At 60.4% G+C, this 21737-nt stretch carries 22 protein-coding genes and 2 tRNA genes; 14 read left to right on the forward strand and 10 right to left on the reverse strand.

Annotation, left to right across the window (positions count from 1 at the left end):
• The first annotated feature begins 28 nt into the window (after positions 1-28).
• From RE432_RS10440 to pssA, 6 genes are all read left to right on the forward strand, one after another.
• A complete protein-coding gene (locus tag RE432_RS10440; protein WP_310934200.1) occupies positions 29-1078 on the forward strand; it encodes a ChuX/HutX family heme-like substrate-binding protein in 1050 nt (349 codons plus the stop codon).
• A gap of 2 nt (positions 1079-1080) precedes the next feature.
• The gene (locus RE432_RS10445; RefSeq protein ID WP_310933357.1) at positions 1081-1902 is read left to right on the forward strand and encodes a helical backbone metal receptor; all 822 of its coding nucleotides are present in this window, start codon (positions 1081-1083) and stop codon (positions 1900-1902) included.
• 8 nt (positions 1903-1910) lie between these two features.
• On the forward strand, positions 1911-2927 hold the full coding sequence (locus tag RE432_RS10450; protein WP_310933358.1) for an iron ABC transporter permease: 1017 nt from the start codon (positions 1911-1913) through the stop codon (positions 2925-2927).
• An 18-nt stretch (positions 2928-2945) separates the two neighbouring features.
• Positions 2946-3764 carry a heme ABC transporter ATP-binding protein gene (locus RE432_RS10455; protein ID WP_310933359.1) on the forward strand — a complete coding sequence of 273 codons (819 nt, stop codon included), beginning with the start codon at positions 2946-2948 and terminating at the stop codon, positions 3762-3764.
• Positions 3765-3830: 66 nt separating this feature from the next.
• Positions 3831-4502 (forward strand): phosphatidylserine decarboxylase, encoded by a 672-nt coding sequence (locus RE432_RS10460; RefSeq protein WP_310933360.1) that lies wholly within the window; start codon positions 3831-3833, stop codon positions 4500-4502.
• Positions 4503-4506: 4 nt separating this feature from the next.
• On the forward strand, positions 4507-5406 hold the full coding sequence (gene pssA / locus RE432_RS10465; protein ID WP_310933361.1) for a CDP-diacylglycerol--serine O-phosphatidyltransferase: 900 nt from the start codon (positions 4507-4509) through the stop codon (positions 5404-5406).
• Positions 5407-5503: 97 nt separating this feature from the next.
• Here the strand turns inward: pssA and RE432_RS10470 are convergent, their stop codons facing one another.
• Entirely contained in the window at positions 5504-6025 is a 522-nt protein-coding gene (locus RE432_RS10470) for a hypothetical protein (RefSeq protein ID WP_310933362.1), read from the reverse strand.
• 180 nt (positions 6026-6205) lie between these two features.
• Here RE432_RS10470 and rpsO point away from each other — a divergent pair, with 180 nt between their 5' ends.
• Positions 6206-6475 carry a 30S ribosomal protein S15 gene (rpsO, locus tag RE432_RS10475; RefSeq protein WP_310933363.1) on the forward strand — a complete coding sequence of 90 codons (270 nt, stop codon included), beginning with the start codon at positions 6206-6208 and terminating at the stop codon, positions 6473-6475.
• Between the two features lie 91 nt (positions 6476-6566).
• Positions 6567-8711: a polyribonucleotide nucleotidyltransferase gene (pnp, locus tag RE432_RS10480; protein WP_310933364.1), complete on the forward strand. Its 2145-nt coding sequence runs from the start codon at positions 6567-6569 to the stop codon at positions 8709-8711.
• A 190-nt stretch (positions 8712-8901) separates the two neighbouring features.
• On the opposite strand, the gene RE432_RS10485 is transcribed toward pnp, so the two are convergent.
• Positions 8902-9033 (reverse strand): hypothetical protein, encoded by a 132-nt coding sequence (locus tag RE432_RS10485; protein ID WP_310933365.1) that lies wholly within the window; start codon positions 9031-9033, stop codon positions 8902-8904.
• Between the two features lie 178 nt (positions 9034-9211).
• Here RE432_RS10485 and RE432_RS10490 point away from each other — a divergent pair, with 178 nt between their 5' ends.
• Entirely contained in the window at positions 9212-9595 is a 384-nt protein-coding gene (locus RE432_RS10490) for a type II toxin-antitoxin system RelE/ParE family toxin (protein WP_310933366.1), read from the forward strand.
• Positions 9579-9881, forward strand: coding sequence for a DNA-binding transcriptional regulator (locus RE432_RS10495; protein ID WP_128353781.1), 303 nt, complete (start codon positions 9579-9581; stop codon positions 9879-9881). The genes RE432_RS10490 and RE432_RS10495 overlap by 17 nt, the downstream gene beginning before the upstream one ends.
• A gap of 5 nt (positions 9882-9886) precedes the next feature.
• Here the strand turns inward: RE432_RS10495 and RE432_RS10500 are convergent.
• From RE432_RS10500 to RE432_RS10535, 8 genes are all read right to left on the reverse strand, one after another.
• Positions 9887-9972: transfer RNA gene (locus tag RE432_RS10500), tRNA-Leu, on the reverse strand.
• A gap of 324 nt (positions 9973-10296) precedes the next feature.
• Positions 10297-11943 (reverse strand): glycosyltransferase family 39 protein, encoded by a 1647-nt coding sequence (locus RE432_RS10505; protein ID WP_310933367.1) that lies wholly within the window; start codon positions 11941-11943, stop codon positions 10297-10299.
• Positions 11927-12979, reverse strand: coding sequence for a glycosyltransferase family 2 protein (locus RE432_RS10510; protein WP_310933368.1), 1053 nt, complete (start codon positions 12977-12979; stop codon positions 11927-11929). Before RE432_RS10510 ends, RE432_RS10505 begins: the two co-directional genes overlap by 17 nt.
• Complete coding sequence (locus RE432_RS10515) at positions 12948-13424, reverse strand: GtrA family protein (protein WP_310933369.1); 477 nt, start codon at positions 13422-13424, stop codon at positions 12948-12950. The genes RE432_RS10510 and RE432_RS10515 overlap by 32 nt, the downstream gene beginning before the upstream one ends.
• Positions 13425-13503: 79 nt before the next feature.
• Positions 13504-15414, reverse strand: a complete 1911-nt coding sequence (locus RE432_RS10520; RefSeq protein ID WP_310933370.1) for an LTA synthase family protein — start codon at positions 15412-15414, stop codon at positions 13504-13506.
• A 258-nt stretch (positions 15415-15672) separates the two neighbouring features.
• On the reverse strand, positions 15673-16941 hold the full coding sequence (locus RE432_RS10525) for a HAMP domain-containing sensor histidine kinase (RefSeq protein ID WP_310933371.1): 1269 nt from the start codon (positions 16939-16941) through the stop codon (positions 15673-15675).
• A complete protein-coding gene (locus RE432_RS10530; protein WP_310933372.1) occupies positions 16938-17648 on the reverse strand; it encodes a response regulator transcription factor in 711 nt (236 codons plus the stop codon). The genes RE432_RS10525 and RE432_RS10530 overlap by 4 nt, the downstream gene beginning before the upstream one ends.
• 151 nt (positions 17649-17799) lie before the next feature.
• Positions 17800-18921 carry a glycosyltransferase family 2 protein gene (locus tag RE432_RS10535; RefSeq protein WP_310933373.1) on the reverse strand — a complete coding sequence of 374 codons (1122 nt, stop codon included), beginning with the start codon at positions 18919-18921 and terminating at the stop codon, positions 17800-17802.
• Positions 18922-19176: 255 nt separating this feature from the next.
• On the opposite strand from RE432_RS10535, the gene RE432_RS10540 reads away from it, so the two are divergent.
• The 4 genes from RE432_RS10540 to RE432_RS10555 all read left to right on the forward strand — a co-directional run bounded on the left by RE432_RS10540 (position 19177) and on the right by RE432_RS10555 (position 21699).
• Positions 19177-20154 carry an NAD(P)H-quinone oxidoreductase gene (locus RE432_RS10540; protein WP_310933374.1) on the forward strand — a complete coding sequence of 326 codons (978 nt, stop codon included), beginning with the start codon at positions 19177-19179 and terminating at the stop codon, positions 20152-20154.
• A gap of 79 nt (positions 20155-20233) precedes the next feature.
• Positions 20234-20983 (forward strand): triose-phosphate isomerase, encoded by a 750-nt coding sequence (gene tpiA / locus RE432_RS10545; RefSeq protein WP_310933375.1) that lies wholly within the window; start codon positions 20234-20236, stop codon positions 20981-20983.
• Between the two features lie 16 nt (positions 20984-20999).
• Positions 21000-21509, forward strand: coding sequence for a preprotein translocase subunit SecG (gene secG / locus RE432_RS10550; protein WP_310933376.1), 510 nt, complete (start codon positions 21000-21002; stop codon positions 21507-21509).
• A gap of 105 nt (positions 21510-21614) precedes the next feature.
• Positions 21615-21699 (forward strand) — tRNA-Leu (locus RE432_RS10555).
• The last annotated feature ends 38 nt before the right edge of the window (positions 21700-21737 follow it).

Below are 21737 nucleotides of genomic sequence, written 5' to 3' on the forward strand. Positions count from 1 at the left end.
TTCCAGGTATCCAAGCATAAGGGCAAGCATCATGAACGTTTCGTTTGAACAGCACGCACAAGCGTTGCGTGAACGGTACGCACGGTACAAAGCACAAAATCCGAAAGCACGGATACGCACGCTGGCGCAGGACATGTCGGTGAGCGAAATGGAATTGGTGGCGGCTGGCTGCGGCCAGATTGTGCCGGTACGATTGACGGAGCCGGCCCAGGACATCTTCAAGGAACTGGGCAGCCTGGGGCGCGTCATGGCGCTGACCCGCAACGACTGGTGCGTGCACGAACGCCACGGCAAATATGAAGACATACGCGCCGGCAGGGTCATGGGCATTGTGCTGGGGCCGGACATCGATTTGCGCATGTTTTTCAGCAGCTGGAAGTTCACCTTTGCCGTGAATGACGACGGCCGCCTGAGCATTCAGTTTTTCGATGCGGCCGGCGCCGCGCTGCACAAGGTGTACATCACCGATGAAAGCGATGTGGATGCCTACCACGCGCTGGTGGCCAGGTTTACCGACCCGGACCCCGTCTGGCCTCAGGCCGTGCCCGACGTCCCCAAGGCCGATGAAACCGTTGCCCGGGCGCCCGCGCAGCTTCGCGAAGACTGGCTGGCCATGAAGGACACCCACGAATTTCACGAACTGCTCAAGCGCCACAATGTGTCGCGCCTGACCGCCTTGCGCGATGTGGGCGAAGATCTGGCCCAGCAGGTGCCCAATGATGTGGCGGAACGCATGCTGACCGATGTGGCCGAACGCGATATCGCCTTCATGTGCTTTGTGGGCAACCGCGGCATGATTCAGATTCATTCCGGTCCGATCAAGAAGCTGATGCGCACAGGGCCATGGTTCAACGTGCTTGAGCCGCATTTCAACCTGCATCTGGATACCACCGCGATTGACTCCGCATGGGTGGTCAACAAGCCCACGGCCGACGGCTGGGTGACCTCTGTGGAATGCTACGCCGCCAATGGCGATCTGATTGCCCAGTTTTTTGGGGCGCGCAAGCCTGGCGTGCCCGAGCTAACCAGTTGGCGCGAGCTGTTGGTCGGCTATTGCCCCGTGCCATTGGCCGCGTAGCCATGAAACGCTGGCTGCTTGCTTTCAGTCTGTTTGCATCCGCTGCGGCATGGGCCGCCCAGCCGGCGCCCGGTCGGGTGGTTTCATTGGGCGGCAGCGTGACCGAGATCGTTTACGCGCTCGGCCAGGGGGCGTTGCTGGTGGCTGACGACGCTTCCAGCCTGTATCCGGAAGCGGCGACGCAACTGCCCCGTGTGGGGTATTACCGCGCGGTGCCGGTCGAAGGGGTGGTGGCCCAGGCGCCCGATCTGGTGCTGGCGTCCGAGAACGCCGGCCCGCCCAAGGCGCTCGAGAGCCTGAAAGGGTTGGGGGTGACCGTGAAGACGGTCACCGACCGGCCCTCGCTGGACTCGCTGTATCAGCGGATTGAGCAGGTGGCGCTGGAACTGCGGGTTCCCGCCGCGGGCGAACAGCTGGCCAGTCAAGTCCGCAGCGAAGTGGCGGCGGCGCAAAGCGTGCCGTCCGCGCCGCTGCGCGCCCTGGTCCTGGTGAACCGCTCGGGCCCCCTGATGGGGGCGGGCCACGACACGACGGCGGATGCCATGCTTGAATTGGCGGGCCTGGTCAATGCGCTATCGGCGCAAAAAGGCTACAAGCCGATTTCGCCCGAAGGGCTGGCCATGCTGGCGCCCGAACTGATCATCATCACCGAAGTGTCGCTGCAGGCCAGCGGCGGCATGGACAAGCTGCGGTCCAGCGCAGGCATTGCGTCCACGCCGGCGGCTAGGAACAATCGGATCATCGCCATGGATGATTTGCTGATCCAGGGCATGGGGCCGCGGGTGGGCCAGGCCATACGCCAGCTTAAAGAAGCCGCAAGGTAAACGAAACCATGCTCGCCGGGTCCGGTTCCCATAAGCTTGCCCCTAGGCCTGTGCTGATTGCGCTGCTGTGCTGCCTGGCGGTGGCGACGCTGGCCTCCAGTGCAAGCGGCGCCGTGCCTATTCCCTGGAGCCGTATTCCCGGCTTGCTTTGGGGCGATCTGGCGGCGGACGATGCGCTATTGCATAACGTGTTGCTGCATATCCGCCTGCCCAGAGTGCTGTTCAGCATTGTGGCCGGCGCGGCGCTGGCGGCCACCGGCGTGACCATGCAGGCCTTGTTCCGCAACCCCCTGGCCGAACCGGGGCTGGTCGGCATATCGTCCGGCGCGGCGCTGGGCGCCGTCTGTGCCATCGTGATGACGGCAGGGGGCTTTTTCCTGGTGGCGGCCTCGGCCTTTGCGGGCAGCTTATTGGCCACCTTCCTGGCTTACTCCATCGGCCGCCGCTACCGCGGCGTGGCTGGTTTGCTGCTGGCCGGCATCGCCATCAACACCATTGCAGGCAGCGCCATCGGCATTTTTACCTATCTGGCCAACGACAGCGAATTGCGCGACCTGACCTTCTGGACCATGGGCAGCCTGGCGGGCGCCGATTGGCGCATGCTGCTGTGGCTGGGCCCCTGGACGGCGCTGCTGCTGATTTACTTATGCAGCCAATGGCGTGTGCTCAACGCGCTGTTGCTGGGGGAGCGAGAGGCGGCGCACCTGGGATTCGAGCTTGCGGTGCTGCGGCGGCGCTTGATTGTCGTGACCGCGCTGATCATAGGCCCCCTGGTCGCCGTGACGGGGGGCATCGGCTTTATCGGACTGGTGGTGCCGCATCTGGTGCGCATGGTCCTGGGCGCGCATCACCGCTACCTGCTGCCGGTGTCCCTGGTGGCCGGCGCCCTGGTGCTGACGCTGGCCGATTGTCTGTCGCGCGTGCTGGTCAGCCCGGCTGAATTGCCCATAGGGCTGATCACCAGCCTGGTCGGGGGGCCGTTCTTTTTCTGGCTGCTCAGCCGTGGCCGCAGCGCGCCAGCCTGATCCCCATGATGCACGAATATGTCTGAATCTAGCCTGTTTTCCGCGACTCGTCTAAGCGTGCAGCGCGGCCGCCGCGACGTGCTGCAACAGGTGTCGCTGCAACTGCGGCCTGGCGAGGTGCTCAGCCTGCTGGGCGCCAATGGCGCCGGCAAGTCGACGTTTCTGTCTGCTTTGGCGGGCGAGATCAAGCCGCAGCCGGTCTTGCAGGGCGAGTACCCCGTGGCGCTGAATGGCCGGGCCCTGTCGGGCCTGGATGCCGCGCAGCAGGCGCGCAGCCGTACCGTGTTGCCGCAAAAGCCGGGGTTGGCCTTCGACCTGCAGGTGTCGGAAGTGGTGTCCATGGGGGCCTACCCGTTTCCGGCCCTGTCGCAGGACCAGGTCGACGCGCTGACGCAAACGGCCTTGCGGCGGGCCGATATCGCCCACCTGGCCCAGCGGCGTTATCTTGAGCTGTCGGGGGGCGAGCAGCAGCGCGTGCAGTTCGCCCGGGTCGTCCTGCAGATTCTGGCTGAACGCCAGGACGATCCGCAGGGCCGTTATATGCTGCTTGACGAGCCCACCGCCAGCCTTGATCCGCTGCACCAGCAGACGCTGTTGAAGACCGTGTCTGAACTGGCCCGTTCGGCGCGTATCGGCGTACTGGTGATTTTGCACGATGTGAACCTGGCGGCCTTGTGGAGCGACCGCATCGCCCTGTTATCGCAAGGGACGCTGCTGGCTTGCGGCGAGCCCGCCCTGGTGCTGACCCCCGGCAACCTGAAAACCGTGTATGGCGTGGATGTACGTATCATGCCCCACCCGGCCAGGCCCGGGAAACCGCTGGTCGTTTTCGGCTGAGCCGCATTTCCGAAGGCGGTTTTTACTGCCGGACGCCCGCCTTTTTCGGTTATTCTTCGTCTTATCATGAATAAACCTTCTTATCCCCATCCTGTTATCGCACGTGAAGGCTGGCCGTTCCTGGCCGGTATCGTGCTGGTGTCGATCGTTGTCAGTGTCTGGTCCGGGCTTGCGTCCATTCCGTTCTGGCTGCTGTCGGTCTTTGTTTTGCAGTTTTTCCGCGACCCCGCCCGTGTCGCCCCCGATGGCGACCTGAATGTGCTGTCGCCCGCCGATGGCCGTATCGTGGCGGTGGAAGAAGTCCGCGATACCTATGCAAACCGTGATGCGCTTAAAATAAGCGTGTTCATGAACGTTTTCAATGTCCACTCCAACCGCTCGCCGGTTCATGGATCGGTTCAGGCCATCAATTATTTTGCCGGTCAGTTTTTCAACGCCGCGCTTGATAAAGCGTCGCTTGAAAACGAGCGCAATGCCATGGTCATCCTGACCCCGCAAGGCCATACCGTGACGGCTGTGCAAGTTGCCGGCCTGGTGGCCAAGCGCATTCTTTGCTATGTGAAACCCGGCGATCAACTGTATGCCGGCCAGCGTTACGGTTTCATCCGGTTTGGTTCGCGTGTAGACGTGTACCTGCCCCCGGGGTCCCGTCCGCGCGTGGCCATTGGCGATAAGGTCCAGGCCACCAGCACGGTGCTGGCCGAGCTGCCCGATACGCCCGCCGACCCAAGCGAGTAAGCCCATGCCCAATTTTTCCTCCGACGAATCCCGCCGCCGACGCAGTATTTATCTGCTGCCCAACGCCTTTACCACGGCGAATCTGTTTGCCGGATTCTATGCGGTGGTGCAGGCAATGAATGGCCGTTTCGAGATGGCGGCCATCGCCATCTTCCTGGCGATGGTATTCGACGGCATGGATGGCCGCGTGGCGCGCCTGACCAACACGCAGTCCGCGTTTGGCGAGCAATATGATTCTTTGTCCGACATGACTTCGTTTGGCATTGCGCCGGCGCTGGTCATGTACGAATGGGCTTTGCAGGACCTGGGCCGCTGGGGCTGGCTGGCCGCTTTCATTTATGTGGTGGGCGCCGCCTTGCGCCTGGCCCGTTTCAATACCAACATCGGCGTGGTCGACAAGCGCTTCTTCCAGGGCCTGCCCAGTCCGGCTGCCGCGGCACTGGTGGCCGGTTTCCTGTGGCTGGTGGTCGATAACAAACTGGTGTTCGAAAGCCACACGATCTCGTGGCTGGCCTTTGTGTTTACCGTGTATGCCGGTGTTGCCATGGTGACCAATGCGCCGTTCTATAGCGGTAAAACATTCGCCCTGGGCCGCAGCGTGCCATTCTGGGTCATTCTGGTGCTGGTCGGGGTCTTTGTCTTCGTTTCCAGCGATCCGCCCATCGTGCTGTTCAGCCTGTTCGTGGTGTATGGGCTGTCGGGCTGGTTCATTATGGCCTGGCGCTGGCGCCGTGCCCGCGAGCTGACCCGCCTGCGCCAGTCGGGCGCGGAAGGCGACGAGGAAGCGCCCGAGCCTTCCTTCAGTGCAACCCATACCTACCAGTCGCCGCAACTGGGCGGCCTGACCGACAGGCATGAGCCTTTGAAAACCGGCAAGCCGGACGATCCCGACCGTCCGGCATAAACGCCGCCGTCTAAACGGCCAGAGCGAACAAGGCGCCCTTGGGCGCCTTGTTCATTTGACAGAAGAACCTGGCCCTGGCCCGGAAAAGGGCTGCGGGTTAGTCAAAAAAAAAGCTGTCGCGCTCGAACAAGGGGTCGGGCCCAGGGTGAAAGCGCGTGACGGCTTCCCCGGTTTTTCCAAAATACACATACATCAGCGAATTCCAGGCCTTGGCTTGCTTGTAGCGGTAGCTCCAGACGATCTGGGACGAAGAGGGCAGGCCGACCGTGGTGATTTCGGCCGGGGGGCCGAATTCGCAGCGGACCTGTTCCGGCGTCCAGACGCCGCTGGCCAGCACCTTGAAGTGCTCATCTGTCAGCAAGGGTTCGATGCGGTCGGTGAGGCCGGCCTCGTTGACCCGGGTGCCCCAGGCGTATTGCCCGTAGGGTTGCTGGGTCCAGATCAGGCGCTGGGCGCCGTTTTCGCCGGGACACGAAAAGTTGGGACGGCCGAATTTGGCCTCGACCTGATGCAAAGGAGTGCCCGGCGGCGTATCGGCCATATTGGCACAGGCCGTCAAAAGCCCCAATCCGATGCCGGCCAGGGCGAGCCGGGTAAGCCGGGTGAGTGCAGAGTCCATGATTTCCACCTTTACGGTATAATGCTGACTTCTTTGGGTTGGCCGCGCCGTTCGCGCAGGGTTTGGCCTAAAGTAAAACCCGATGTAAAACCCGCAGCAAAACCTTTATGGTTATTGTAGTTTGTTAATTATTTCACGTCAGGGCACCTCGGCTCTGTCGCATGTCAAAGAGGCTTAATAATGTCTGTTGCAGAAATCAAAAAATCCGACATCGTTGCACAATTCCAACGTGCACAAGGCGATACCGGCTCTCCTGAAGTCCAGGTTGCGCTGCTGACCGCACGCATCAATGAGCTCACCGGCCACTTCAAAACGCACCTGAAAGACCACCACTCGCGTCGTGGCCTGCTGCGCATGGTCAGCCGCCGCCGCAAATTGCTAGATTACCTGAAGGGCCGCAATCCCGATTCGTATCGCTCGCTCATCGAAAAGCTCGGTCTGCGTAAGTGATACCCGGGGCTGGCTCCCCACGATGCAACCGTGGACACTGCGACCAACGTCGCGGTGTACACGGTTTTTTTTATTGTAAGGATATCTCCTAATGTTTAATAAAGTGAGCAAATCGTTTCAGTACGGTCAGCACACGGTAGTTCTGGAAACCGGCGAGATTGCTCGCCAGGCCTCGGGCTCCGTACTGGTTTCGATTGACGATACCGTCGTATTGGCGACGGTTGTTGGCGCCAAGACCGCCAAGCCCGGCCAGGACTTCTTCCCCCTGACCGTCGACTATGTTGAAAAGACCTACGCTGCGGGGCGCATTCCCGGTGGTTTCTTCAAGCGCGAAGGCCGTCCTTCCGAAAAAGAAATCCTGACGTCGCGCCTGATCGACCGCCCCCTGCGTCCGCTGTTTCCTGAAGGCTTCTACAACGAAGTCCAGGTCATTCTGCATACCGTGTCGGTCAACCCCGAAATCGATCCCGATATCGCCGCCATGATCGGCGCGTCCGCCGCGCTGGCCATTTCCGGCATTCCTTTCAATGGCCCCATTGGCGCCGCGCGTGTCGGTTACATCGACGGCCAATATGTGCTGAACCCCACTTCCAGCCAAATCCAGGCCTCGCAAATGGATCTGGTGGTTGCCGGCACCGAAGCCGCTGTGCTGATGGTGGAATCCGAAGCCCAAAACCTGTCTGAAGAAGTCATGCTGGGCGGCGTGATGTTCGGCCACGAGCAAATGCAGGCCGCCATCAACGCCATCCATGAACTGGTCGCCGAAGCCGGCAAGCCCGAATGGGACTGGCAGCCTGCGCCCAAGAACGAAGCGCTGGCCACCGCAGTGGCATCGGCCGCTCAAGAAGCGCTGCAGGCCGCTTACCTGGTTCGTGAAAAACAGGCCCGTACCGCCAAGCTGCGCGAAGTGTATGCCGGCGTCAAGGAAAAGCTGGCCGAACATGCGGCCGCCAAGGGTGAATCCGCCCCGGACAGCGTCGAAGTCGAAAACATGCTGTTCGACCTGGAAGCCAACATTGTCCGCGGCCAGATCCTGAATGGCGAGCCGCGTATCGACGGCCGCGACACACGCACGGTGCGCCCCATCAGCGTCAGCCTGGGCGTGCTGCCGCGCGCGCACGGCAGCGCCTTGTTTACGCGTGGCGAAACCCAGGCTCTGGTCGTGGCCACATTGGGCACCAAGCAAGACGAGCAAATCATCGATTCCATCATGGGCGAGCACCGCGACCGCTTCATGCTGCACTACAACTTCCCGCCGTTCGCCACCGGCGAAACCGGCCGCTTCGGTTCGCCCAAGCGCCGTGAAATCGGCCACGGCCGCCTGGCCAAGCGTTCGCTGATCTCGTCCCTGCCGGATGCGCAAGACTTCCAGTACACCATCCGCGTCGTATCGGAAATCACCGAGTCCAATGGCTCGTCTTCCATGGCATCGGTGTGCGGCGGCTCGCTGGCCATGATGGACGCCGGCGTACCGGTCAAGGACCATGTGGCCGGCGTGGCCATGGGCCTGATCAAGGACGGCGGCAAGTTCGCCGTGCTGACCGACATCCTGGGCGACGAAGATCACCTGGGCGACATGGACTTCAAGGTGGCAGGTACCGTGCAGGGCATCACCGCCCTGCAAATGGATATCAAGATCCAGGGCATTACCCGGGAAATCATGCAGGTTGCATTGGCTCAGGCCAAGGAAGGCCGCCTGCACATCCTGGGCAAGATGAAGGAAGCCATCGAAGGTTCGCGCACCGAGCTGTCCGAATTTGCGCCGCGCATGCTCAGCGTCAAGATCAATCCCGAGAAAATCCGCGACGTCATCGGCAAGGGCGGGGCGACCATCCGTGCGCTGACCGAGGAAACCGGCACGCAGATCGACATCGGCGACGACGGCACCATTACCATTTCCAGCGCCGACCTCGACAAGGCGCGCGAAGCCGAGCGCCGCATCAAGGAACTGACGGCCGACGTGGAAGTGGGCCAGGAATATGAAGGCCCCGTCCTGCGTTTGCTGGACTTCGGCGCCATCGTCCAAGTGCTGCCTGGCCGCGACGGCTTGCTGCACATCTCGGAAATCGCCAACTACCGCATTGCCAACATCAATGACGTGCTCAAGGTAGGCCAAACGGTGCGCATCAAAGTCATCGAAGCCGACGACAAGGGCCGTTTGCGCTTGTCCATGAAGGCGATCGGCGGCATCGAGGCCCAAGGCGGCCCGCAAGCGCCTGTAGCGGCTGAAGAGTAAGCGCCACCATCGGCAGGGCGGCGGGAAACCGCCGCTGTTGTGCCGGGCAAAAAGCAATACCCCGGAAGTTGATGATCAGCTTCCGGGGTATTTTTATGGATGCGAGGCACGGCGGGGCCTATGGGGCGTGACGCATGAGGCGTGAAGTATGAGGCGTGAAGTATGAGGCGTGAAGTATGGGCCGCAGGCGTCAGCGCTGCGCCAGGCCAAGCGCGATCCCGATGGCAAGGCCTATGCCGATGCCGCCCGCAATATTGTCCATGGCGCTGCCGATGGCAACGCCAATAGCGGTGCCCACGGCGATCCAGGTTCCGGTCTTCATGTAAAAACGATAACATGTATCGTGTGGTGCACCCAGCCGGAATCGAACCGGCACGACCAGAGGTCGAGAGATTTTAAGTCAGAGAATGGGTTCTGCGCCGGTAACTCTAATCCACACTCGTGCATCACGCTGGTAGTTGGAAAAATGTACCCGTTTCGGGTATAGTTTGGAGGTGAAGATGACGCGTGTGCTCAAGCGAAAGGACTTCGCGCGCTGGCAAGCAAGCGAAAAACTGCCTGATGCCGCGTTGTGCAAAGCGGTTCAAGAGATGGAAAGCGGCCTGATTGATGCGGACTTGGGTGGCTTCCTCTACAAGAAGCGGGTTGCCCGCCCCGGCAGAGGCAAGAGCGGAGGCTACCGCACGCTGCTGTCGGCCAGGATGGGTAGCCGCTATGTGTTCCTGCATGGGTTCCCCAAGAGTGACAGGGCAAACATCACGCAGGACGAGAAGAAGGCGCTGCAATTCGCTGGCAAAGTGTTTCTGGAGCTGTCCGCAAAGGCTTTGTCGAAGGCGTTGCAGTCTGGTGTGTTATTGGAGGTGTATTGTGAGCAAGATCATTGAATCCCTGCGTGGTGACCTGGCCGCGCTCCACAAAGCTGGAGCGATCAGCAAGGTAACGATGCGCGAGTTCGACGCGATCTGCCCGCCGCCGGTGCGGGAGTTCAGCGCTGCCGACATCAAGCGTCTGCGCGAAGCGTTGAAGTTCAGCCAGCCTGTGTTCGCTCTTCATTTGCATACGTCGGCCTCGACCGTGCGTAAGTGGGAGCAAGGCGACACCCATCCCACGGGGCCAGCCCTCAAGCTGCTCAATGTCATCGCTGACAAGGGCTTACAGGCCATCATCTGATTGTGTGGTGCACCCAGCCGGAATCGAACCGGCACGACCAGAGGTCGAGAGATTTTAAGTCTCTTGCGTCTACCAATTCCGCCATGGGTGCGCGGGGCTGCAAGGGCCTTGAGCGGCCGTATGATGCCCTGGTAGTCTTTGTTCTTGGCGGAAGGTCAGGGATTCGAACCCTGGAGGGGCGTGAACCCCTGCCGGTTTTCCTTACTACTATAGTTTTCACTACCAGGCAAAAAAATCGCCTGTTTGATAGTCTGGACTTTGCCTTCACCATGGTCCTTGGACTGTAGGTGGGAGCCGTCAAGTCTCTACACGTTCCTGCCAGGGCAGGCTTCGCTCGGCGTTACCTCGGCATACGCCAGGGGCTTCTCCGAATTTGACTCCTTACATTTGATGCGTTTACACATCAAAGCTCGATTTAACAAGACCGGTGCATTCGACCACTCTGCCAACCTTCCGAGCGCAAGATGGTAACACGACTATCGTCCGGCAGGAAAGCGTGGAGCATTGGTTTAAACGCTTTCTGCGCATTCGGGGTCACAGATTGCATGGCGCATGCCGAAAGCGGCGATATCTTTATCAATACATAGCGCTTGTTGGCGTACAGTTTGCGGGGCGGCTTGCCGGCCATCGCTTCAATCTCCTTTTGCTTGTCTTTCGGGACCGCCAAGTAGAACGGCGTGCCGCACTGCATGGCTTGCTGTAATTCGCTTTGCTCAAGCTCACGCACCTGCCCAGCCGAGTAAAACCGTGCAGAGAAGGGCGGCTTGGAATAATAGAACAAGGGAAGGGCTGGCTCATCGCGCTGCGCCGCGTAGCGGATCAGGCTTCGTTCAGTATTGCGCATGTCCGGGTTGACCCAGACGATCGCGCTCAGTACCAGGGCCGCCAGGGGCACTATCCCGGCGGCGCTGAACAGCACGCGCCTGGACAGGACGGCTTGCTTGCCTGCCTGTTCCGCCAGCATCGCGACGATGACACTCAAGCCGGCCAGGGAAGGCAGCAGATAGGTCCACAGGATATTGGCCGAGAAGGTAAAGAATAAGGGTGTGAATAGCGCGCCCGTGAGCCAATATGAGAACAAGGGGTCTTTGCGGGCAGCGCGTATTGTTGAGCGAAGACGGGTACTGCGTAGCGCGCCGAACCCCGCCGCCAGCATGATGATGCCCCAGGGGAAAGAGGCCTGCAGCCAGTAGAGCCATATGGTTCCGTAGGCCTGCCTATGGGCCGTTCCATACAGGTCTCCGCTCCAGCCCGGGTCCAGGAAGCGCCGGAAATGCTCCCCCGCAATGAAGTAGTCCAGGAAGCCCGGCGTCTTGATTTCCGCCATGGCATACCAAGGCAGGGTCAACGCGGCCGTCAAGGCCAGGCCTTTGGCCCAAGGCAATGCCGCGGGCAGACAGGCCGTCTTTCGATTCAGGACAGACCAGACGGCCGGCGGGGCCAGGATCAGTACCGCGGCCAACGGCCCTTTGGCCAATAGGCCAATGGCCAGGCCCAGGAAAAAGCCGTATCGCCACCACCAGGCGCCCTGTGCTGGCGGCGTGCCGGCTGATGCCCCGCCCTGATTGCCGGTCCCGTTTATGCATTCATTTCGGCGGTGTGCCGCCATGGCGAACGAGATCAAGGACAGCGTCGTGCCGAGCGTCAGGAAGGGGTCGGTAAGTACAGCGCCCGAACTGATGTAGCTGAGCGCGCAGGTGCTATAGATAATGGCCGCAATCAGGGCAGCGCGCGGCCCTTGCAATGATCGCAAGCCTGCTATGAGTATGCCGTTGGATAAAAGCAGGCAGATCCAGGAGGGCAGGCGCGCCCCGAACTCGGTGTAGCCGAATAGCTTCATGGACAGCGCCTGCGCCCAGAAGGAAAGGGGCGGCTTGCCCCAGAAAGGCAGGCCCGGCTCGAACCAGGGCGTTATCCAGTCGCCCGATTGCGCCATGATGCGGGCAATCTCCGCGTAGCGGGGCTCGCTGGTGTCGTAGAAAGGAACGACCATCATCGAGACAAGCGGCAACAATAGCACGGCCCACAGTGCGCGCCGCGCGCCTTTACTTATAGCTTGCATAGGGCTCGTTGGCCGCCGTTGCGGTTCCAGCATGGGCGTTGGCCGTCGGGCTGGCTGTTCTCCCTTGGCTTACCACTTGGCGCACCAAGTACACGGGGCGCTGCTTGGTTTCGTAATAGGTTTTGCCGACGTATTCACCCAACAGTCCAATGGACAGCAACTGGACGCCGCCCAGGATCGTGATCATGCAGATGAGCGAGGGATAGCCCTGCACAGGGTCTCCCAGTACAAGCGCCTTGGCCACGATCCACAGGGTGAACAGAACCCCGAAAAACGCGGTCAGAAGGCCTCCCGCCATCGCCAGGCGTAGCGGAGCCGTCGAGAAAGAAGTAATGCCTTCGAATGCAAGATTGAACAGGCTCAGGTAATCCCATTTAGTGACGCCTGCCGCCCGCGGTTTGCGGTCATATTCAATGACGGTCGTGGGCAGGCCTATCCAGGCGAACAAGCCCTTCATGTAGCGGTTGCGTTCGTTCAAGCGGTTCAGCGCATCGACGGCCTTGCGGCTGAGCAGGCGGAAGTCGCCGGTATCGGCGGGAATGTCTACATCGCTGATGGCGTTGAGCAGCCGGTAGAAGCCATGGGCGCTGTACCGCTTGAACCAGCTTTCCCCTGCGCGTGAGCGGCGGCGCATGCAGACGACGTCCGCGCCGTCTTTCCATGCGCGCAGCATGTGCGGGATGAGTTCCGGCGGGTCCTGCAAGTCGGCATCCATAATAATGACCGCCTCTCCTGCGGCATGCGCCAGGCCGGCGGTCAGCGCCGCCTCTTTGCCGAAGTTCCGGCTTAGAAAGACGGCCGTCACAGAAGGGTCCGCCTGGGCCAGTTGGTGCATCGTATTGGGGGTGCCGTCGCGGCTGCCATCATCGACCAGGACCAGCTCGTAAGGCATGTCCAGGCCGGCAAGCACCGCGGTTAAACGCGCATGCATCAGCGTGATCACCTCATGCTCGTTGTATAGGGGGATCACAACCGAGAGTTCGGCTTGCCGGTCCCTCTGGGGTTCAAGGCGCCAGTTTTCGACTAATGCGTTCATGGAACACAACCTTTTTGTAAAGAATGAAATTCATGGCCGCGACCGCCAAGGTGGCGCAAAGTTGCGCCATCGTTGGGCCTGCATGAGCAATCGAATTTAGAAAATAGAAAAGCGCCGCATTGGCGCAGCAGCCCAGGATCACCGTGCGGATATAGGCCGGGACGGCCCTGCCGTGGCGGCTATTTCCCTTGAAGGTCCAGTAAAACTGGAGCAGGTAGTTGACGATGGCGCCCGCCAGCGCACCGGCGGTGGTAGCCAGGACTGGCGCCAGGCCTGCCCAGACCAGCATGCCCATCCAGGCCCAGTGAACAAGGGTGGCCAGTCCGCCCGATGCCAGGAACGGCATGACTTGGGCCGCCAGCGATGCCGCCGAGGCCGCTGGGCGGCGGCGCCGATGTCGCGTGCGGGCTTGCCTTGCGGGCGAGACGGAAATCAATGTCGGCATTCATGTGATGGGTTGATGCGATGGCGCAAGAATACACATGCCGGCAACAAGAAATCGTCAATTAAGAATCAAGAATCCATTAAGGCGGGCTGATGCTTCCCGGGTGTGCCGATTGAAGCTGCGGCAGCGTGTAGTAATGGTTTTTATAGACCCACGCGGGCCACAGTACATGGCTCAGCGCTTCCTTGAGCAGGGCATCGTCCACGCGTTCCGGCGTATAGGAAGCGGGCGCGGCATAGCGGTACTGAGTAGGCGTGCGATGCGGCTCCAGAACAAGCAATCTGTCGCCTTTAAGATATCCGTAGTTCTCGCCATACTGCATCATCGCCCGGTTGCTGTCTGTGCTCGTGAGGTCGCGCCCGATCATGGGGTGCTCGCTGTGGATGCCAAGCAAAGAAAGCAGGGTCGGGGGCAAGTCGATCTGGCTGATGATGCGCTTGTCTTGGCGTGGCTGAATGCCGGCGCCGAGGATCAAGGCGGGAATATGAAAATGCCTGAGCGGCACCAGGTTGGCGCCGAAGACGCGGGAATCATGGTCTGCCGCAACAAGGAACACCGTATTTTCCCAATAGCCGGAGGCCTTGGCCTTCTTGAAAAACTGCCCCAGCGCCCAATCGGCGTATCGAACGCTATTGTCCAGGGTTGCAGGGTCGCCATTGGCCTGAATCCGCCCTGGCGGGTACTCCCAGGGGGAATGGTTGCTCACGGAGAACGCAAGGGTAAAGCTTGGCTGGCCGGAAGGATCGCTTAACAGCGCATCGAGCTTGTTGAACATGTCTTCGTCGGATGCGCCCCATGTTCCGACAAAGGCGGGTTTGTGGAAGGTGGGCAGGTCGTGGAGTTCGTCAAAGCCGTTGCCCAGGAAGAAGCTCTTCATATTATCGAAGTGGGCTTCCCCGCCATAGATGAACCGGGATCGATAGCCATGCTGCTTCAGCGTCTGGGCCAGGGTGTAGAAGTTACGCTGGGCGCCCGACAGGCGCAAGGCGGCATCGGAAATGGTGGGTGGAAAGCCCGCGACAAGCGCCTCGAGGCCGCGCACCGATCGCGTGCCCGTTGCGTAGGCCTGGGTGAAGTTCCAGCTTTCGCCGGCCAGTTGGTCGATGTGGGGCGTCAGGCCGCGCCCGCCCAGGTTCTTTACATATTGGGCCCCCAGGCTCTCTTCGACAATCATCACCAGGTTCAGCGGCTTTGGCCTGTTGAAGGTGGGTTCCTGAAGGTGAAGTGAAGGAATGTCGCGGCTCGAGGGGGTAATGCCGGCACGCAGATTGACTTCAGCACTGATGTCCGCATCGGGCAGCTTGCCGTACACGTCCGAGGCGGAGCGTTCGTTCTTCATGCTGTAGAGCGCATAAAGAACGCTGTAGAGCGAATTCAGCGGCAAGGTGTTGAGCATCCCATCGCCGCAATAGGCCACCGTGGACGAGTTGATGGGCCGATGGCTCAAGGTGCCGCGAATCGCCAGGAAAACGAGCAGCGCGGCGGCAAGGGCGTAAAGGACTTGCTGCCACCCTGACAGCGGCGCGTCGGCGCGAACCTGGCCAAAGCATTGATAACCTGCCCACATCAATAGCGCGACCCATAGCAATGCGCCGGCTATGACCAGGCGATAGCCTTTCCACAGCATGCCAAACACTTCTTTGGGGTGTTTCAGATACTCTACATACAGGCGGTTAGGGCGGGTGTCGTATTCCAGGATGAACTGGGGGGTCGATGCTTCCAGCAGCACCAGCAGGAACCACGCGGCAAGCAGCCAACCCACGGCCATCGTATCGGCAAACTGATAGTGACCCAGGAAGGGGCCCAGGATCAAGGGGATGCCTGCCAGCATGGCGATCTGGGCGGCGTCGATGCGCAGACCACCTTTAAGAATGGGCCACAGGCCGCCGGCGGCCTGGACGCGCCGCCATTGCCACAGACAAAGCGCGAGACGGCTAGCGCTCAGAAAGCAGAAGCTGGCAAGGATAAAAGAGAGTGTGGTTGCACGCATGAAGGCTGTAGGCGGTAGGGTCGTGCAGTGCCAATGCCCAGGTGCGATCATCAAGCACCCGGTGCACGGCATGTGCTGCAAGAGGGGATATTGGTCAAGCGACGGGGCAAGAATAGGCAGGCCGGCAACAAGAATTCATCAAGAAAAAATCAAGAATTCATCAAACCGGGGCCTGTCTTGTCCAGAAAGGGGCAAGCAGGCACAAGGCGCCCGGGGCGAGCTGCGCAATGGGCGCCCTTGATCAGAGGGGGATATCGTTCAGTTGATCGGCTTGAGATTCAGGCGGATGCGTGTGCCATGGTTGTCGGTCTGCGCAATGTCAAGCTGCCAGCCCAGCCTTTCGGTCATCAGCGTCACAATATAGAGGCCTAATCCAGTGAGCGTTGATCCGTCAGAAGCGATTTTCTTTTCGCCCAGAAGAATGGCTTGCTGCTCGGCGGTCAGCCCCGACCCCTGGTCTTCAATGTCGATCATGCTTTCCGACAGCGTGACGCGAATATCGCTTTGGGTATGTTGCAGGGCATTCTGTATGAGATTGCGGAGCAGCATGCGTACCATGACGGTGTCGGTTTTTACCATCACAGCGGACTTTGCCTCAAGCGTGACCCGGTCTCCTGCATGATGGCTGACCTTCAGGTCTTCGATTACCTGTTGCGCGACAGGGCGTACGTCAAACACTTCGTGTGCTTGATCGGTGGGATCGCGGCGAGCCAGCTTGAGCAAGATGTTGACGTTGTCCCGCATTTCGTCGCATGACCTGCGCACACGCTTGAGCGTGGCCTGGTCGTTCGGCGTAAGCTGGTCGCGCAACTCCAGAATATCAAGCGCTCCCGACATGACCGCGATGGGGGTGCGCAGCTCGTGGCTGGCCAGGTTCAAGAGCGACTGCTCTCTTCGCACATAGGATTCCAGTTCATCCAGGAACCGGTTGAAGGTCATCGCAATAGAGTGCAGCTCGGCATCGGCGTAGTCGGTTTCCATCCGGGGCATGTTCGGCCCTACGGGAATCCGGCTTATCCGTTCAGATAGCAGCTTCAAGGGCCTGACGATGCGGCGGCTGTTCAATACGGCAAGCAACAGACTGAACGCGATGATGATCAGCGTCATGATGATCAAGGCGACGCTAAAAAGCGCTTCCCGGTCCTCAAAGTGCGTGATGTTCTTGGCGACGTAAAGCAGACCCTTTTCGACGGTATCGACGGTCACCAGATAAGTTTTGGCATCGAACGTGCTTTCCGCTGAATAGTTATCGGGCAACCCACGGAATATTGGCGGCAGGACATCGGGGCGAGGTTTGCCGTGGGGCACGAAAACGACGGCCAGGTTGGGCGTATCCCAGACCAGCACGTCTTCGCCCGTATTGTTCATCAGTATGAAGTCGCGTTCTTCTGCAAACTCCACATCAAGCATCGTGTGTTCAAGGTCTTCATTCACGAGCAGCACAGTCATGACCATGACGACCATGCTGACGACGCTGACTGCCAGGATGGCCCGATAGACCCTGCGGGAAATAGACTTGAACTTCATCGGCTATCTTTGTTTGGCGCCAGGAGGCGGTAGCCGCGTCCGTGCAGGGTCTTGATCATAGGATACTGAAATGTATCCTGCAGCAGCTTGCGCAGCGAATACACATGCGTGCGCAGCGTGTTCATGTCGACTTCGCGTTCGCCCCACACCCTGTCCTGGAGATCGGCGTATGAAAGGAAGTCGGGATGCGCCTTGATCAGCTCTTCGAAGATGCGGGCCGCCGTGCCGGTCAGTTCAAGCTGTTCGCCGCCGTCGGTGCGCACCACGAAGGTGCCGGGATTGAAGTGGATCCCGGGAATGGTGATCTCGGGTGTCCTGGAAAATCCGGCCTTGCGCCGATAGAGCGCATCGACCCTTAGTTGCAGCTCGCGCAGATTGAACGGCTTGACCAGATAATCGTCCGCGCCCACGATAAAGCCCTGTTCCTTGTCTTGCAATTGGTCTTTCGACGTCATGATAATGACGGGTGTCGAGCAGTGAATGTCATGGCGAATCCGGCGGCATACTTCGAATCCGGAAAGCCCCGGCAGCATGACGTCCAGAATAATCACATCGTATTCATGGGTGGCGATAAGATGGATCGCCGTCAGGCCGTCGGACGCGAAATCCAGTATGTATCGGCTGTCGTGGAAAAATTCCAGCAGGTTGGTGGCAAGACCCGCATGATCCTCGACGATGAGCATCCGTATTGAGTGCTTTGGGGGCATGTTGATGGGTTTATCCAGTAGGGTTATTCGATAAATGGGTAGCGGTTTGCCATGCTCTCCACCCTTTCAGATGCCGGTTCTGCTTGTCGTCCGATTTTACCCATATGCCGGGAAGCCAGGACAGCAGCGCAATGCCCGGGCCTGCCGGCCGCTACAGCACTGAAGGCACGCGGGACCGCATCAGTTTCTTGACGACGTACCGCGGGCGCTTGGTGCAAGGGCGTGTGCGGTTGATTGATTTGCCCATCCACCCGGCCAAAAACAATAGGGCGCTCCAGAGCAAGGCCTGGGTGGACAGGGCCAGCGGCTTGGCTGGCGCAGGGTCGTGTAGAACGGCGGCTGCCGTGAAGATGCAGCCGGCATAGAGCAAACTGGCCAGGGCGCCCACCAGACCGAGCGACATGAGGGCGCGCAGCAGGACATCGGTATAGATGCTTGTGTCATCCGCAGCAAGCCCGAGGAATGTCAGAATGCTGGATTTCGAGGAACCTGCCGCCCTGGGTTGCCTGTTGTACTCAATGACGGCCTGCTTTATGCCCGCCCATTCGAATATGGTGTGCATATAGCGCTTTCGGTGGACGACAAGGCTGAGCGCGTCTAAGGCTTTCTGGTCATAGAGCATGAAGTCGACCTTATCCTTGGGCATGCCCACATCGCCAATGACGTCCAGCATGCGGTGAAGACACCACTTGCCCAGATGCCGGAGCATCGGCCCTGGATATGGATTACGCCGGCGCATAAGCACTGCATTGGCCCCTTTGCGCCATGCCGCCAGCATGCCTGGAATGTGTTCAGGCGGGTCCTGCAGATCCGCATCCATGATGATGATGGCCTGCCCGCCGGCCAGGGCCAGCCCGGCATCCAATGCCGCTTCTTTGCCGAAATGGCGTGTGAAGACAATGACGGCCACCTGCGGGTCGCGGAGCGCAATGCCGGATAAGGCCGCGGTCGTGCCGTCGTTGCTGCCATCATCGACAAACACCAGCTCATAGCGCACATTCAGCGGCGCGATGGCCGCCTTCAGCCGCCGGTACATAAGGTGAATGACTTCTGCTTCGTTGTGCAGGGGGAGGACCACAGACAATTCCAGCCTTTCTTCGTTGGAGTGCTTGGGGTGATCGCTTTGTACTGGCGCCGCGAACGCGTGCGTTTCCGCCGGTAGAGACCTTGCTTCATGGGCGCCTTGCATCAGGGGGCGGGGAATGCCCGTGTTGGCGCCCATGCATTGGCTGGCGCCGGAAGAAGAATGAGTAAAGCGTCTGGAGTGTGACATGCCCGCCTGGCGTTGTTGCGTATATATCAGCGTAGGCCAGGCACAAACAAGAAATTATCAATTGTTTATCAAGCAAATATCAAAGGCTCGGTATCCATGGTTTATCTATACTGCTTGCGTCAATGGTACAGGCCGCTGGCAGGCTTCTGTTACGGGGTGTCGTGGCGGGCGGTTTGCGCCGTGCAGGGACCGGGAGCAAAAAAATGGCGGAACGGGTGATAATAGGCTTTTGGATCGAATAAACAAGGAGTCGCAATGAAAGCAGTGGAAATTTCAACGCCGGGTGGTCCTGAAGTGTTGGTGCTGGTGGACCGGCCCATGCCGGAACTCAAGGCCGGCGAAGTCTTGATCAAAGTTTCCGCTGCCGGCATCAACCGGCCCGATGTGTTTCAGCGCAAGGGCAATTACCCGCCGCCGCCCGGCGCGTCCGACTTGCCCGGGCTCGAGGTCGTGGGTGAAATCGTGTCGGGCGACACGGGCAGCACGGGCCTGGCCATTGGCGATAAGGTGTGCGCCCTGGTCGCGGGGGGCGGTTATGCCGAGTACTGCGCCGCGCCCGCGGCCCAGTGCCTGCCGGTGCCCAAGGGTTCGTCCGATGTCGAAGCGGCGGGCCTGCCCGAAACCTACTATACCGTCTGGACGAATGTGTTCGATCGCGGCCGCTTGTCGGCGGGCGAGTCCTTGCTGGTGCACGGCGGCGCCAGCGGCATCGGCACGACGGCGGTGCAACTGGCCACGGCCATGGGCCATAAGGTGTATGCCACGGTGGGCAGCGACGAGCGTGCCCGGGCAGTGGAAGGCCTGGGCGCCGTGCTGGGCATCAACTACCGCAGCCAGGACTATGTGGAAGAGGTCAAGAAGGCGACTGACGGCAAGGGCGTGGATGTCGTGCTGGATATGGTCGCGGGTGAATACATCAACCGCAACATCAATTGCCTGGCCGATGACGGCCGCATTGTCATCATCGCCTTGCTGGGCGGGGCCAAGGCCACCATCGATTGCAGCCAGATACTGCGCCGCCGCCTGACGGTCACCGGCTCCACCTTGCGTCCGCGCCCGGTCGAATTCAAGGCCGATATTGCGCAGTCCCTTAAAAAGCACGTCTGGCCCTTGCTGGAAAGCGGGAAAATCCGTCCCATCGTCCACGCCACCTTTCCGCTGGACAAGGCCTGCGATGCACACGCGATGATGGACGCGGGCGAGCAGATCGGGAAAATTGTTTTGACCGTTTAGCTTGTCAGCTTGCTGTTAGGCAGATTGGCCGCGAACACGCTACAATGCCGGGTTGTCCAAATTTTTTTGTTTCGGGCCAATGAATAGTCATCAAACGCGTAAGCGCCTTGTCATAGGCAACTGGAAAATGCACGGCCATCAAGCTGCAAATGCTAGCCTGCTGGATGGCTTGTGCGCGGGCGTGCCGGCCGTGCAAGATTGCGATCTGGCCGTTTGCGTGCCTTTCCCTTATTTGGGGCAGGCCCATGCCAGCTTGCAGGGCAGCGGAATTACCTGGGGCGCTCAAGACGTCAGCAAGCACGAGCAGGGCGCTTTTACCGGCGAGGTATCTGCCGGCATGCTCAGCGATTTTGCGTGCCAGTGGGTGCTGGCCGGTCATTCCGAGCGGCGCACGCTGCACGGTGAAACCGATCAACTGGTGGCTGAAAAGGCCGTCGCCGCGCTGAATGCCGGCATCACGCCCGTGGTGTGCGTGGGTGAAACCCTGGCCGAGCAGGAAGCCGGCCAAACAGACCAGGTCATTGCACGCCAGCTTGCGCCGGTCCTGGCGTTGGGCGCCCAGCAGGTGGGCAAAATGGTCATTGCCTACGAGCCCGTTTGGGCCATCGGCACGGGCCGTACGGCAACGCCCGAGCAGGCGCAGGCCGTGCATGCCTTTATTCGTTCGCAATTGGCCGGCCTGGGTGTACCCGAAGTCAGGGTGCTTTATGGCGGCAGCGTCAAGGCCTCGAACGCGGGCTCTTTGTTTGCCATGTCTGATATCGACGGTGCGCTGGTTGGCGGCGCGTCGCTGATGGCGGAAGAATTTTTACGTATAGCGGCCGCATAGGCTTCGGAGTTTTTTCATGCAATGGTTGTCACCTGTACTTTTGGCGATCCAGGTTATATCGTCGTTGAGTATTATTGTGTTGGTCCTGCTGCAGCAGGGCAAGGGCGCCGATATGGGCTCTTCGTTCGGCGGCGGTTCCGCAGGTAGCCTGTTCGGCGCCACGGGCGCGGCCAACTTTCTGTCGCGCACGACCAAATGGGCTGCGATTATCTTTTTTGCCTCGACCGGCGGCCTGGCCTGGGTGGCTCATCATCCCGCCGGCAGCCCGTCGGTGATCGATGGCGGCGTCATGCAAGGCTTCCAGGGCCAGGAAGTGCCTTCCGCTGGCTCGGCCGTGCCCGCGGCGCCTGCCGCGCCATCCGGTGCGGCGGTACCGTCTGCGCCTGCGCCCGCAGCGCCCGAGGCATCCGATGTGCCGCAAGCGCCCGCCCAGCCTGCGCCTGCCGAGCAACCCGCCCAGACGCCTGAGCCGGCGCCGGCCGAGCCGTCCGGCGGCGCCCAACAACAGCCTGCCCAAAACAATTAAGCGAAACCCGGAAGCCGCCTGATGACGCGGCTTCCCGCCAGCACACCGTGCCCGGGTTCGTCAAAATATGAACCTGTTTTCGTGCTAGAATACCGCTCTTTGCAAGCCGACGTGGTGGAATTGGTAGACACGCTATCTTGAGGGGGTAGTGGCGAAAGCTGTACGAGTTCGAGTCTCGTCGTCGGCACCACAGTTAAACATCAGGTTGTTTCATAACGGCCTGAGAAG

Source organism: Pusillimonas sp. SM2304, assembly GCF_031628915.1.
Classification (GTDB): Bacteria; Pseudomonadota; Gammaproteobacteria; order Burkholderiales; family Burkholderiaceae_B; genus Pusillimonas_C.

Coding starts and splice junctions, on each gene's coding strand:
- RE432_RS10490 (WP_310933366.1), top strand. CDS start 9,212: ATGACGCGTGTGCTCAAGCGAAAGGACTTCGCGCGCTGGCAAGCAAGC.
- RE432_RS10460 (WP_310933360.1), top strand. CDS start 3,831: ATGAATAAACCTTCTTATCCCCATCCTGTTATCGCACGTGAAGGCTGG.
- RE432_RS10450 (WP_310933358.1), top strand. CDS start 1,911: ATGCTCGCCGGGTCCGGTTCCCATAAGCTTGCCCCTAGGCCTGTGCTG.
- RE432_RS10540 (WP_310933374.1), top strand. CDS start 19,177: ATGAAAGCAGTGGAAATTTCAACGCCGGGTGGTCCTGAAGTGTTGGTG.
- RE432_RS10535 (WP_310933373.1), bottom strand. CDS start 18,921: ATGTCACACTCCAGACGCTTTACTCATTCTTCTTCCGGCGCCAGCCAA.
- RE432_RS10520 (WP_310933370.1), bottom strand. CDS start 15,414: ATGCGTGCAACCACACTCTCTTTTATCCTTGCCAGCTTCTGCTTTCTG.
- secG (WP_310933376.1), top strand. CDS start 21,000: ATGCAATGGTTGTCACCTGTACTTTTGGCGATCCAGGTTATATCGTCG.
- RE432_RS10445 (WP_310933357.1), top strand. CDS start 1,081: ATGAAACGCTGGCTGCTTGCTTTCAGTCTGTTTGCATCCGCTGCGGCA.
- pnp (WP_310933364.1), top strand. CDS start 6,567: ATGTTTAATAAAGTGAGCAAATCGTTTCAGTACGGTCAGCACACGGTA.
- pssA (WP_310933361.1), top strand. CDS start 4,507: ATGCCCAATTTTTCCTCCGACGAATCCCGCCGCCGACGCAGTATTTAT.
- RE432_RS10485 (WP_310933365.1), bottom strand. CDS start 9,033: ATGAAGACCGGAACCTGGATCGCCGTGGGCACCGCTATTGGCGTTGCC.
- rpsO (WP_310933363.1), top strand. CDS start 6,206: ATGTCTGTTGCAGAAATCAAAAAATCCGACATCGTTGCACAATTCCAA.
- RE432_RS10530 (WP_310933372.1), bottom strand. CDS start 17,648: ATGCCCCCAAAGCACTCAATACGGATGCTCATCGTCGAGGATCATGCG.
- RE432_RS10470 (WP_310933362.1), bottom strand. CDS start 6,025: ATGGACTCTGCACTCACCCGGCTTACCCGGCTCGCCCTGGCCGGCATC.
- tpiA (WP_310933375.1), top strand. CDS start 20,234: ATGAATAGTCATCAAACGCGTAAGCGCCTTGTCATAGGCAACTGGAAA.
- RE432_RS10510 (WP_310933368.1), bottom strand. CDS start 12,979: ATGAACGCATTAGTCGAAAACTGGCGCCTTGAACCCCAGAGGGACCGG.
- RE432_RS10505 (WP_310933367.1), bottom strand. CDS start 11,943: ATGCAAGCTATAAGTAAAGGCGCGCGGCGCGCACTGTGGGCCGTGCTA.
- RE432_RS10515 (WP_310933369.1), bottom strand. CDS start 13,424: ATGCCGACATTGATTTCCGTCTCGCCCGCAAGGCAAGCCCGCACGCGA.
- RE432_RS10455 (WP_310933359.1), top strand. CDS start 2,946: ATGTCTGAATCTAGCCTGTTTTCCGCGACTCGTCTAAGCGTGCAGCGC.
- RE432_RS10525 (WP_310933371.1), bottom strand. CDS start 16,941: ATGAAGTTCAAGTCTATTTCCCGCAGGGTCTATCGGGCCATCCTGGCA.